General features: G+C 56.4%; 10 protein-coding genes. 4 read left to right on the top strand and 6 right to left on the bottom strand.

Going from position 1 to position 12,590, the window contains the following annotated elements; genetic code table 11:
- The first annotated feature begins 2 nt into the window (after window positions 1-2).
- From carB to caiF, 3 genes are all read left to right on the top strand, one after another.
- A complete protein-coding gene (gene carB, locus EBL_RS16075) occupies window positions 3-3,227 on the top strand; it encodes a carbamoyl-phosphate synthase large subunit (protein ID WP_002464150.1) in 3,225 nt (1,074 codons plus the stop codon).
- Window positions 3,228-3,406: 179 nt separating this feature from the next.
- A complete protein-coding gene (locus EBL_RS16070; protein WP_002464149.1) occupies window positions 3,407-3,640 on the top strand; it encodes a YgdI/YgdR family lipoprotein in 234 nt (77 codons plus the stop codon).
- A gap of 198 nt (window positions 3,641-3,838) precedes the next feature.
- Window positions 3,839-4,255, top strand: a complete 417-nt coding sequence (gene caiF, locus EBL_RS16065; protein WP_002464148.1) for a carnitine metabolism transcriptional regulator CaiF — start codon at window positions 3,839-3,841, stop codon at window positions 4,253-4,255.
- A 3-nt stretch (window positions 4,256-4,258) separates the two neighbouring features.
- Here caiF and caiE read toward each other — a convergent pair whose 3' ends face one another.
- From caiE to caiT, 6 genes are all read right to left on the bottom strand, one after another.
- On the bottom strand, window positions 4,259-4,864 hold the full coding sequence (gene caiE, locus EBL_RS16060) for a carnitine operon protein CaiE (protein WP_002464147.1): 606 nt from the start codon (window positions 4,862-4,864) through the stop codon (window positions 4,259-4,261).
- 28 nt (window positions 4,865-4,892) lie between these two features.
- On the bottom strand, window positions 4,893-5,678 hold the full coding sequence (locus tag EBL_RS16055; protein ID WP_034920226.1) for a carnitinyl-CoA dehydratase: 786 nt from the start codon (window positions 5,676-5,678) through the stop codon (window positions 4,893-4,895).
- A gap of 91 nt (window positions 5,679-5,769) precedes the next feature.
- Window positions 5,770-7,326, bottom strand: coding sequence for a crotonobetaine/carnitine-CoA ligase (caiC, locus tag EBL_RS16050; protein ID WP_002464143.1), 1,557 nt, complete (start codon window positions 7,324-7,326; stop codon window positions 5,770-5,772).
- A 61-nt stretch (window positions 7,327-7,387) separates the two neighbouring features.
- Complete coding sequence (gene caiB, locus EBL_RS16045) at window positions 7,388-8,590, bottom strand: L-carnitine CoA-transferase (protein WP_373278394.1); 1,203 nt, start codon at window positions 8,588-8,590, stop codon at window positions 7,388-7,390.
- 77 nt (window positions 8,591-8,667) lie between these two features.
- Window positions 8,668-9,810, bottom strand: coding sequence for a crotonobetainyl-CoA dehydrogenase (caiA, locus tag EBL_RS16040; RefSeq protein ID WP_002464139.1), 1,143 nt, complete (start codon window positions 9,808-9,810; stop codon window positions 8,668-8,670).
- Window positions 9,811-9,851: 41 nt separating this feature from the next.
- Window positions 9,852-11,384, bottom strand: a complete 1,533-nt coding sequence (caiT, locus tag EBL_RS16035) for an L-carnitine/gamma-butyrobetaine antiporter (RefSeq protein WP_002464137.1) — start codon at window positions 11,382-11,384, stop codon at window positions 9,852-9,854.
- Window positions 11,385-11,806: 422 nt separating this feature from the next.
- On the opposite strand from caiT, the gene fixA reads away from it, so the two are divergent.
- Window positions 11,807-12,580: a putative electron transfer flavoprotein FixA gene (fixA, locus tag EBL_RS16025; RefSeq protein WP_002464133.1), complete on the top strand. Its 774-nt coding sequence runs from the start codon at window positions 11,807-11,809 to the stop codon at window positions 12,578-12,580.
- The last annotated feature ends 10 nt before the right edge of the window (window positions 12,581-12,590 follow it).

Genomic DNA, 12,590 nt, shown 5'->3' with positions numbered 1-12,590 from the left:
CCATGCCAAAACGTACCGATATTAAAAGCATCCTGATCCTTGGCGCTGGCCCGATTGTTATCGGCCAGGCCTGCGAATTCGACTACTCCGGCGCCCAGGCGTGTAAAGCCCTGCGCGAAGAGGGCTACCGGGTTATCCTGGTGAACTCCAACCCGGCCACCATCATGACCGACCCGGATATGGCCGATGCGACCTACATCGAGCCTATCCACTGGGAAGTGGTGCGCAAGATTATTGATAAAGAGCGCCCGGATGCGGTGCTGCCGACCATGGGCGGGCAGACGGCGCTGAACTGTGCGCTGGAGCTGGAGCGCCAGGGCGTGCTGGAAGAGTTCGGCGTGACCATGATTGGCGCCACGGCGGATGCCATCGACAAAGCGGAAGATCGCCGTCGCTTTGATATTGCCATGAAAAAAATTGGTCTGGACACGGCCCGCTCCGGCATTGCCCACACCATGGAAGAGGCGCTGGCGGTGGCGGCAGACGTGGGTTACCCGTGCATTATCCGCCCCTCTTTTACCATGGGCGGCACCGGCGGCGGTATTGCCTATAACCGCGAAGAGTTTGAAGAGATCTGCGCCCGGGGGCTGGATTTATCCCCGACCAATGAGCTGCTGATTGATGAGTCGCTGATTGGCTGGAAAGAGTACGAAATGGAAGTTGTGCGTGATAAAAACGACAACTGCATTATTGTCTGCTCTATCGAAAACTTCGACGCCATGGGGATCCACACCGGTGACTCCATCACCGTGGCCCCGGCCCAGACCCTGACCGACAAAGAATACCAAATCATGCGTAACGCCTCGATGGCGGTACTGCGTGAAATCGGCGTGGAGACCGGCGGCTCTAACGTGCAGTTTGCGGTTAACCCGAAAAACGGCCGTCTGATTGTTATCGAGATGAACCCGCGCGTATCGCGCTCTTCGGCGCTGGCTTCGAAAGCGACCGGTTTCCCGATTGCCAAAGTGGCGGCGAAACTGGCAGTGGGCTACACCCTCGATGAGCTGATGAACGACATTACCGGTGGCCGTACACCGGCATCGTTTGAGCCCTCCATCGATTATGTGGTCACCAAGATCCCGCGCTTTAACTTTGAAAAATTCGCCGGTTCTAACGATCGCCTCACCACCCAGATGAAATCGGTCGGGGAAGTGATGGCCATCGGCCGTACCCAGCAGGAGTCGCTGCAAAAAGCCCTGCGCGGCCTGGAAGTGGGCGCCACCGGGCTTGATCCGAAAGTGAACCTTGACGATCCGGACGCGCTGACCCGGATCCGCCGCGAGCTGAAAGACGCCGGTGCCGAGCGTATCTGGTACATCGCGGACGCGTTCCGCGCCGGTCTGTCTGTGGACGGGGTGTTTAACCTGACCAATATCGACCGCTGGTTCCTGGTCCAGATTGAAGAGCTGGTGCGCCTGGAAGAGAAAGTGGCCGAGGTGGGCGTTACCGGCCTGACCGCCGACTTCCTGCACGCCCTGAAGCGTAAAGGCTTTGCCGATGCGCGCCTGGCGAAACTGGTGGGTGTGGCGGAGTCTGAAATCCGCAAACTGCGCGACCAGTACAACCTGCACCCGGTCTATAAGCGCGTGGATACCTGTGCGGCAGAGTTCGTGACCGATACCGCCTATATGTACTCCACCTGGGAAGAAGAGTGCGAGTCTAACCCGCAGCAGGATCGCGACAAGATCATGGTGCTGGGCGGTGGCCCGAACCGTATCGGCCAGGGGATCGAATTTGACTACTGCTGCGTACACGCCTCCCTGGCGCTGCGCGAAGACGGTTACGAAACCATCATGGTGAACTGTAACCCGGAAACGGTCTCTACCGATTACGACACCTCTGACCGCCTCTACTTTGAGCCGGTCACCCTGGAAGACGTGCTGGAGATTGTCCGCATCGAGAAGCCAAAAGGGGTTATCGTGCAGTACGGCGGCCAGACACCGCTGAAACTGGCCCGCGCCCTGGAAGCGGCCGGTGTACCGGTTATCGGCACCAGCCCGGATGCCATTGACCGGGCCGAAGATCGCGAGCGCTTCCAGCATGCGGTTGAGCGCCTCAAACTGCTGCAACCGGAAAACGCCACCGTTACCACCATTGAGCAGGCGGTGGATAAAGCCCGCCAGATTGGCTACCCGCTGGTGGTGCGCCCGTCTTATGTGCTGGGCGGCCGTGCCATGGAAATTGTCTACGACGAGGCGGACCTTAAGCGCTACTTCCAGACGGCAGTCAGTGTATCTAACGACGCACCGGTCCTGCTGGACCACTTCCTTGACGATGCCATTGAAGTGGATGTGGACGCCATCTGCGACGGCGAAATGGTGCTGATTGGCGGCATTATGGAGCATATCGAGCAGGCGGGCGTTCACTCCGGTGACTCGGCCTGTTCACTGCCCGCCTACACCCTGAGCCAGGAGATTCAGGATGTGATGCGCCAGCAAGTGCAGAAACTGGCCTTTGAGCTGCAGGTGCGCGGTCTGATGAACGTGCAGTTTGCCGTGAAGAACAACGAAGTCTACCTGATTGAAGTGAACCCGCGCGCCGCGCGTACCGTGCCGTTTGTCTCCAAAGCGACCGGGGTACAGCTGGCTAAAGTGGCCGCCCGGGTCATGACCGGTAAATCACTGGCGGAGCAGGGGATCACCCGGGAAGTTATCCCGCCGTACTACTCGGTGAAAGAAGTGGTGCTGCCGTTTAACAAATTCCCGGGGGTTGACCCGCTGTTAGGGCCGGAAATGCGCTCAACCGGTGAGGTGATGGGTGTCGGTAACACCTTTGCCGAAGCCTTTGCCAAGGCGCAGCTGGGCAGCCAGTCCAATATGAAGAAATCCGGCCGCGCGCTGCTTTCCGTGCGCGAAGGGGATAAAGAGCGTGTTGTTGACCTGGCCGCGAAGCTGCTGAAGCAGGGCTTTGAGCTGGATGCGACCCACGGCACCGCCGTCGTGCTGGGTGAAGCCGGGATCAACCCGCGCCTGGTGAACAAGGTGCATGAAGGGCGCCCGCATATTCAGGACCGTATTAAGAATGGGGAGTACACCTACATTATTAATACCACCGCGGGCCGCCAGGCGATTGAGGACTCGAAGCTGATTCGCCGCAGTGCGCTGCAGTATAAAGTGCACTACGACACGACGCTTAATGGCGGCTTTGCCACCGCTATGGCGCTCAATGCCGATGCCACAGCGCAGGTTATCTCCGTGCAGGAGATGCACGCCAGGATCGCGAAATAACGCGCCACATAACGCCCTGCGGGGCGTTTATGTTTCGTGAATAAAAAAGCCAGCATTGCTGGCTTTTTCCGTTTTAAGAGTGGTCTGTATTTTCCGGGGCGCTTTTTTTTATCTGTTATAGTGAATTTTCTATGGGTTAACTGCCCGGATTAACAGGGAAAGCCAGAGGAGAAATGATTATGCAGAAACATCTTTTGACTACCACTATGCTGGCCGCGGCCTCATTACTGTTTGTGGCCGGTTGTTCTTCTAATCAGGCCCTGAAAACCACTGACGGCCAGACCATTGTCACCGACGGTAAACCTCAGATTGATGACGACACCGGTCTGGTCTCTTATAAAAATGCCGAAAGCGGACGCACCGAGCAAATTAACCGCGACCAGGTAAAATCCATGAATGAACTGGATAATTAAACTGACTATCTGGCGCTGAGTATTGCGCTCTGCGCCGGATATTTACGTTTTATAATGTAACAACCACGGCACGCCTCACACAACATATACCCATACCCGGATATTATCGGGGTAATAGTATTATCTTTCATATGGTTTTATTTCCTCCGCGGATATGAATAAAAATATGAATATACAATGTTATCGTGAGGTATGCTTATGTGTGATACTAATGTTGTCAAACCGCTTTATTTTCAAATTGCCGACTGGATGATGGCCCAGAATCGCTGGGTCAGCGCCGGTGAAATTGCCCGTCAGTTTGGTATTGAGCACTGCAAGGCGATTAATACCGTCTCCTATATTCTGGGTGAGGTGGCGGAAATAGAGTGCGAGACGCGCACGATCCCCAATCAGCTGGAAGGGCGCGGCTGCCAGTGCCAGCGCCAGGTGCGGGTACGCAACATTGATGCCGGCCTGTACGCCCGGTTTAAAAAACAGGAGCAGCAATCGCGCAGTGCGGCCTCCGGCCCGCGCCTGACCCCGCCACCGCCGGAAAATCTCGATGTCGGGCAAAAATGGCAGTGGATGATGTCAAAAAGCCAGCGCCGCGAGCGGGTACAGGATAGCCGCGAATAACGGCTACTTCCCGGTATCGGCAGGCCTGGGCTGCACCTCTGTGGTTCCGCGCAGCGTTGGCCGGTTGGGCTCTGGCCTGAGCAGCGGGGTGGTTTCTGTCATAGAGGCCCGGCAGCGCCCGGCAAGATCCTGATATTCCAGGGTATTCAGCCGCTTCCAGTGTAGCTCCTCGTCAGAGACGTCGCGCAGGTATCTGGCGGGGCTGCCTATCAGCAGCTGGCGCTCCGCCCCCCGGAAACCGGCTTTGACAAAGCTCATGGCGGCCACGATGCTTTCGGCACCGATGGCCGCCCCATCCATAATCACGCTGTTCATGCCCACCAGTGCGTCACGGCCAATAACGCAGCCGTGCAGCACCGCGCCGTGGCCAATATGGCCGTTTTCATGTACCACGGTCTCCATATCGCTGTAGCCGTGCATAATGCAGCAATCCTGAATATTCGCCCCCCGGTGGACAATCAGCCGCCCGTAGTCCCCACGCAGGGAGGCCAGCGGCCCGATATACACATCCGGGCCGATAATCACATCCCCGATTAAGACGGCGGACGGGTGTACATAGGCACGGGGATCGACCACCGGCGTGAGGTTTTCGAAACGGTAGCATGTCATCAGGGGCTCCTGTTGTGGTCAGAGGGGATTATTCCCCGCGCCATACCGGGGCGCGTTTTTCCGCAAATGCCCGCGGGCCTTCGCTGGCGTCTGCGGAGTGCAGAACCTCAGGGTAATGGCGCAGTTTCCCGCTGCGCATCAGCCGGTAGCCCTCTTCCACGGAGCACTCCCCGGTGGTGCGCAGGATCTCCTTAAGGGCGGCCACCGCCAGCGGCGCGCTGTTGACAATGGCCCGGGCCATCTCCCGGGCACTGTCCATTAACTGGTGGCTTTCCACCACGCGGTTTACCACCCCCCAGTGCAGGGCTTCCTGCGCATCCATGGTGCGGCCGGTCATCAGCATATCCCGGGCAATGGCCGGGGGCAGGCAGCGTGGCAGGCGCAGTACACCGCCGCTGTCCGGCACAATACCCAGCGAGGCTTCCGGCAGTGCAAAGCTTGCGTGGATGGCGCAGATAATCATATCGGCAGCCAGCGCCAGCTCGAACCCGCCCCCGAAGGCGTAGCCGTTTACGGCGGCAATAACCGGTTTATCAAGGGTGAACATTTCTGTCAGCCCGGCAAACCCGCCGGGGCCGAAATCGGCGTCGGGCGCTTCGCCTTCTGCGGCGGCTTTTAAATCCCAGCCGGCAGAGAAAAAACGCTCCCCGGCACCGCTGATAATGGCGACCCGTAATTCCGGGTCTTGCTGAAACTGAGCAAAAACCTCGCCCATCTGAATACTGGTTGCGGCGTCAATGGCATTGGCTTTGGGCCGGTCGAGAATAATTTCCAGCACCGGACCATTACGGGTAATACGTAATGATTCATTCATCATGTTATTCCTGTTTATATACTCGAAATATTGTGGTTGATTTATTTAATTAATCAGTTTCCGGGATATATCCCGGAAACCACGGTGACGGCTAACTGAGATATTTCTTGATAACTTTTCCCGAGCAATTGCGCGGCAGATCGCTACAAATTTCCATGGCGGTCGGAATTTTAAATCTGGCCATCTGGCTTTCGCAGAAACGGAAGAAATCGTCGGCGCTGAGTGTTTCCCCCTCATTCAGAACAATAAATGCTTTGATTGCTTCATCGCGAATGGCGTCTTTAATACCTTTTACCGCCACATCCTGAATTTTGGGGTGGGTGGAGAGAATATTTTCTATTTCCGTGCAGGAGACATTCTCCCCGCCGCGTTTGATCATATTGCAGCGCCGGTCGACAAAGTAAAAATACCCCTCGCTGTCTTTGTAGCCGCAATCCCCGGTGTGCAGCCAGCCGTCTGCATCCAGCGCTTCGGCAGTGGCGTCGGGGTTGTTGTAGTAGCCTTTGAAAATGGTTTTACCCGGAACCCCTTTGACGCAAATTTCGCCCACGGTGTTATCGGGCAGTTCGTGATTCTGGCTGTCGCGAATTTGCGCCTCATAGCAAAACCCCGGGCGGCCAATGGAGGGCCAGCGGCGTTTGTCCCCTGGCCGGTCGCCAATCAGGCCGACAATGGTCTCCGTCATCCCGTAGGAGGTCAGCAGCCGGACCCCAAAGCGCTCAATAAAGGCGTCTTTCTCCTCACTGGCAAGGTTCAGATAGAACAAAACATCGCGCAGGTTGTGCTGGCGCTCCTGCCCGTGCGGCGGCTGGGCCATCAGGGTGCGGATCATCATCGGAATGCATTCGGTGACCGTGGCCCGGTATTTGCGAATCTGGCTCCAGAAGGCTCTGGCGCTGTATTTTTCCAGCAACACGAAGGTTGCCCCCGCCGAGAACGCCGCCATGGCCGCGGTACACTGGCAGTCAATGTGAAAGGCGGGCATCACCGTCAGGTAGATGTCATCTTCCCGCAACGCCGCCTGCCAGGCAGAGTAATAACCGGCAAAGCGCAGGTTATAGTGGGTAATAAGCACCCCTTTGGGCTGCGACGTGGTGCCTGAGGTAAACAGGATCTCGGCAATGTCATCAGCCTCCGGGGCGGGGGTATCGGTGAGGGTCTCCGGCTGGCGGTCCATCATCTCGTGCATCAGCACTGTGCGCGCGTCCCCGGGGGTTGCCTGCCCGGCAATCAGCACAATGCGCTCCACGCTGGCGGCCCGGGTTGCCATCATGGTCTGGTAGAGCGGGTAAAAACTCTCCGTTGTGACGACGGTTTTAGCCCGGCAGTTGTTCAGGATCCATGCGCTTTCGCTGAGCAGAAACCGGGCGTTGACCGGCACCATCACGGCGCCTATCTTGGCCAGGCCAAACCAGCAGAAGATAAACTCCGGGCAGTTGTCCATGTGCAGTGCGACCGGATCGCCTTTACCTATCCCGAGCGCCAGAAACATATTGGCGCAGCGGTTGATTTCCGCATTCAGATCCCGGTAGCTGTACTGCCTGGTTTCCCCGCAGGCGGATTCAAAAAGTAATGCGGTTTTCTCGCCGTACACATCAGCCAGATCGTCCCACATTTGCCGTAATGTTTGCCCACCAATGACATCCATTTACTGTACCCACTCAAGTTAGCGGGGCGCTGCCGGGTAAGCGCGCCCGGTGCCCCTGCTATTACGCCACGACTTTAGCCAGCCCCTTTGCGACCAGCTCCCGAATTTCCTCATCGTTATAACCGATGTTGCGTAAAATAGCGGTGGTGTCCATCCCATGTGCAGGCATTCCCCGCCAGATTTTTCCCGGATTGTTTTTAAACTTCGGCATAACGTTCGGGCCGGTGCAGGTTTTCCCGTCCATGGTCTGCCAGTGGGTGATGGACTCCCGCGCCTGATACTGAGGGTTACTCTCCAGCTCATCCACACCGAGCACTTTGGCGCTGGCCACGTTGATCTCCCCCAGGCGCTGCAGGGCGGATTCAATACTCTGCTGAGACAGCCAGAGATCCAGTTTCTCCTCGACCAGCGGGCCGTACGGGCACTCCACCCGGTGGATCAACTGGGTGCCTTGCGGGATCTCCGGGGTGCCCAGCAGATGCGCCAGACCAATATCCTGAAACAGGCTCTGGATCTGCGGGATCCCCACCAGTTCCATCACGATATAGCCATCTTTACAGCGATATAACCCACAACCGGCGTAGTAGGGATCTTTGCCTTTGGTCATGCGCGGGCACATTTCGCCGCCATTCAGGTAGTCCATCATGAAATACTGCCCCATCCGCAGCATGACTTCGTACATGGCCACATCAATACTCTCGCCCTGGCCCGTTTCCCGGGCTTTATACAGGGCCGCCAGGGAGGCGGTGGTTGCTGTCATACCGGAGAAGTAATCCGCCGTGTAGGGGAATGCGGGCATCGGCTGATCCACATCGCCGTTTTGTATCAGATAACCGCTGAACGCCTGGGCTATGGTGTTATAGGCGGGCAGGTTGGTATAGCGCGGGTCCCCGTACTGGCCAAAACCGGACAGGTGGGTAATAACCAGCTGTGGATTATGGCTCCACAGCACCTCGTCGGTGATGCCGCGCCGGGCAAACGCCGGGCCTTTGCTGGCTTCAATAAAGATATCGGTGCTTTCCATCAGGCGCAGGAAGGCGTCGCGGCCTTCATCTTTAAAAATATTCAGCGACAGCGCCTGCAAATTGCGCCGGGAGAGCTGGGGATAGTTGGGCTGAACGCGGATGGTATCCGCCCAGGCCACGTTTTCAATCCAGATAACCTCAGCGCCCCACTCAGCGAACATTTGCCCGGCAAAAGGCCCGGCGATTTCAATACCTGAAAACACAACGCGTACCCCGGCCAGTGGGCCAAACTGGGGCATCAGAACTGGGGTTGACATAAGCATACCTCGGTAATGGCAACGTGAAGGCCCCGGCAGTCGCGGGGCCGGTGAGCGGGTTAGCGGTACTGTTTAAGCACGGCGCGCCCGAGGGTCAGGATCTGCATTTCGTCAGAGCCGCCGGAGACCCGATCCACGCGCAGATCGCGCCAGAAGCGGGTTACCCGGTGGTTCCCGGCAATACCAATCCCCCCCAGCACCTGCATTGCTGAGTCCACCACCTCAAAGGCCGCATTGGCGCAGAAGTATTTACACATCGCCGCATCGCCGGAGGTGATCGTACCGTTGTCGCTCTTCCAGGCAGCTTCATAGAGCATATTTTTCATGGCGTTGATTTTTATCGCCATATGGGCAAATTTCTCCTGGATCAGCTGGTAGCGGCCAATGGCTTCACCAAACTGCACCCGCTGGTTGGCATAGCGGGCGGCGTCTTCAAAGGCGCACATGGCGGTGCCGCAGTTGGTCAGGGCCACCAGGAAGCGCTCATGGTCGAACTCTTCTTTAACCCGGTTAAAGCCATTTCCTTCCCGGCCAAACATATCGCTTTCGTCCAGCTCCACATTGTCGAACATCACTTCGCAGCAGCTGTCCATGCGCAGACCGAGCTTGTCCAGCTTGTTAACCCGGACACCGGGTTTGGTCATGTCGACACACCATTCGGTAAAGACCGGTTTATCCGGTGAGGCCGCATCCCGCGCCATCACCACCAGATACGGCGTGTAGGCGCTGCTGGTGATAAAGCACTTGCTGCCATTGAGGTAAACCTTGCCGTTCTTGCGGGTGTAGTTGGTTTGCAGGCTGCCCACATCGGAACCGGCACCGGGTTCGGTAATGGCCGAGTTCCACATCTGCTTACCGGTGCCCTGGAAAGCCATGATGTTGTCAATCTGCTGTTGGGTGCCCTCACGCAGGAAGGTGTTGAACCCGCCGGGAAGCTGGTAGAGCACATAGGTGGGCGCCCCGAGCCGGCCCAGCTCCAGCCAGACGGCGGCCAGGGTAATAAACCCCGCATCCAGCCCGCCGTGCTCTTCTGAAAGCAGCAAACTGTCGATCCCCATATCGGCCAGCGCTTTTACAAAGCGCTCCGGGTAGACACTGTCCCGGTCGCATTCAGCGAAATAGGCTTCCCAGTTTTCACTGGCCATTAATTCGCGGATGCCGGCTACAAACAGCTCCTGCTCATCATTTAATTTAAAATCCATATTACTCACCTCTTAATGTCATGGTATGGCGTGAGGGTAAATCACGATTTCCAGTGGGTTCTGGCATCCTTAATAAACGAGAGGGTGACCATGATGTTGACGAAAAACAGCGGGCACCCGCCGGCGATAATGGCGGTCTGGATAGGCTTAAGCCCCCCCAGCGCCAGCAGTACGATACCGATAACCCCCACCAGCACTGACCAGCCGATGCGCACCAGCAGCGGTGGCTCCGCCCCGTCTTTCACTTCGCGGCAGGTAGACATGGCCAGGGTGTAGGAGCAGGCGTTAATCAGCGTAACGGTGGCGATAAAGCACAGAATAAAGAAGCCCCACATGGTGGCGGTGGGCAGGGGAAGTGCCGCCCAGGTTTCAATAATCGCGCGGGCAACGCCGTACTGCTCAATCAAATGGGGGATATCAAGGGCATTTTTATCAATAAGTTGCAGGGTATTACTGCCCAGAATCGTCCACAGCAGCCAGGTGGCGCCGGTCAGCCCGGCCACCATGCCAAGGCACAGTTCACGGACTTTGCGCCCCCGGGAGATACGGGCGAGGAAGATGCTCATCTGAATGGCGTAGATAACCCACCAGGCCCAGTAGAACACGGTCCAGCTCTGGGGGAAGCCGCTGTTGCCGATGGCGTCCGTGTAGAACAGCATTCTTGGCAGGTGCATCAGCAGCATGCCGACCGAGTCGGTGAAGTAGTTCATCATAAAGCTGGCGCCGCTGACGATGCACACCCAGCCGAGGATCAGAATGCTTAAATAGCTGCGCACATCACTGGCAATTTTGACCCCTTTTTGCAGCCCGCAGGCCACGCAGATGGCGTTCAGAATGATCCAGCAGGTGATGATAATCGCATCCAGCTCCAGGGTATGAGGGATCCCGAACAGGTACTGGATACACTCGGTCACCAGCGGCGTGGCCAGGCCGAGGCTGGTCCCCATGGCGAAAATCAGCGCCACCAGGTAGAAATTATCAATAATGGTGCCCAGCCAGCCGCTGGCGCGTTTTTCCCCGACCAGCGGCGCCAGGGTGCTGCTGGGGCGAATCACATCCATTTTGCGGACAAAGAAAAAGTACCCGAAGGCCACAGAAAGGAAGCTGTAAGTGGCCCAGGGCAGCGGCCCCCAGTGCAGCAAACTGTAGGCCAGGCCTATCTCTTTGGCCGATTGCGAGAACGGCGCCAGGGCAAAGGGCGGGCTGGAAATATAGTAATAGATCTCAATTGAGCCCCAGAACAGCACCGCTGCGGAGGTGCAGGAGGCAAACATCATAAAAATCCAGCTGGCGGTGCTGAACTCTGGTGGCTCACCGCCAAGGCGCTTATTGGCGTAGGGGCCGAAAATCAGCCAGAACCACCCGGCGAACATGACGACCATATACCATTCAAATGCCCACCCCCAGACGGTGGTGACATAATGAAATACGGCATTGATGACCAGGTTGGCGGCTTCCAGATCGCGCACTGTCAGCCAGCATAATATGCCGACGATAATCAGAGGAGGGAAAAAGACTTTGGGCTCTATTCCCACCTTTTTGGCTTTTTCCGCTTTTTTCTTTTCTTGGCTCATGGCTGAATTCCATTTGAATGAAATCTGCAGATAACAATATATTAATATTTATTGTCATATAAACATTGCCTGCCATTCTGACAGGCTTTTGGCTGAGATATATATTGGTAACTCTTCTATTCCCGGAGTGTTATGTACTTCACAATATTGTCCGTGTTATGTGTTGTTAGCATTATTGTGAAAATTGAATTTAATATTTTTATTATTAATATCAATGGTATGAGTGTATATCTCGCTGGCGTGTTTCATTGTGGTTTTCAATATTGGTGATCCCGATAGCAATATTGAATGTGATATTCGTAATACCCGCATATGTTCAATATTGGTGATGATGGTTTTATTTTTATTTGCCCCGTCCATGCTACTTCTATAGCTCATTAATGAAACCGATAAGCTCATAATGAATGACATCAGGAGATGTGATGAAAATTATTACCTGCTATAAATGCGTGCCTGACGAGCAGGATATCGCGGTGAATACCAGCGATGGTTCGCTGGATCTCTCCCGGGCACCGGTAAAAATCAGCCAGTACGATTTAAATGCGATTGAAGCCGCAAACCAGCTGCGCCAGTGGGTGCCGGAGCTGCATATTACGGCACTCAGTATTGGCGGGGATGCCCTGAATAACGTTAAGGGGCGCAAAGATGTGCTGTCCCGGGGGCCGGATGATCTGGTGGTGGTGGTGGATGATCACTACGCCCTGGCCCTGCCGCAGCGTACCGCCACGGGCCTTGCGGCAGCGGCCAGTAAAGCCGGGTTTGATCTTATCCTGTGCGGGGATGGCTCTGGCGATCTTTACGCCCAGCAGGTGAGCATTTTGCTGGGTGAAGCGCTGCATATCCCGGCGATTAACGGGGTGCGGGCGATTTTGTCTCTGGATGCGCACACGGTGGTGGTGGAGCGGGAGCTGGAAGATGAAATCGAAACCCTGACCGTGCCACTGCCTGCGGTGATTGCCGTCTCTACCGATATTAACACCCCGCCTATCCCCTCTATGAAGGCGATTCTGGGTGCCGCTAAAAAGCCGGTGCAGGTGTGGCAGTGTGCCGATATTGGCTGCCAGCCTGCGGAGGCGTTGTCCACCCAGAAGGTGGCCGCCCCGGCGCAAAAAGTCCGTCAGCGCGTCGTCATTGATGGCGACAGCGATGAGCAAATCGCAGCGTTCGCTGAGCATATTCGCAAAATCATTCAATAACCGGAGGACG

Source organism: Shimwellia blattae DSM 4481 = NBRC 105725, from assembly GCF_000262305.1.
GTDB lineage: Bacteria > Pseudomonadota > Gammaproteobacteria > Enterobacterales > Enterobacteriaceae > Shimwellia > Shimwellia blattae.
The sequence above is the reverse complement of the archived record's forward strand: the minus strand, read 5'-3'. Positions and strand labels throughout refer to the sequence as shown.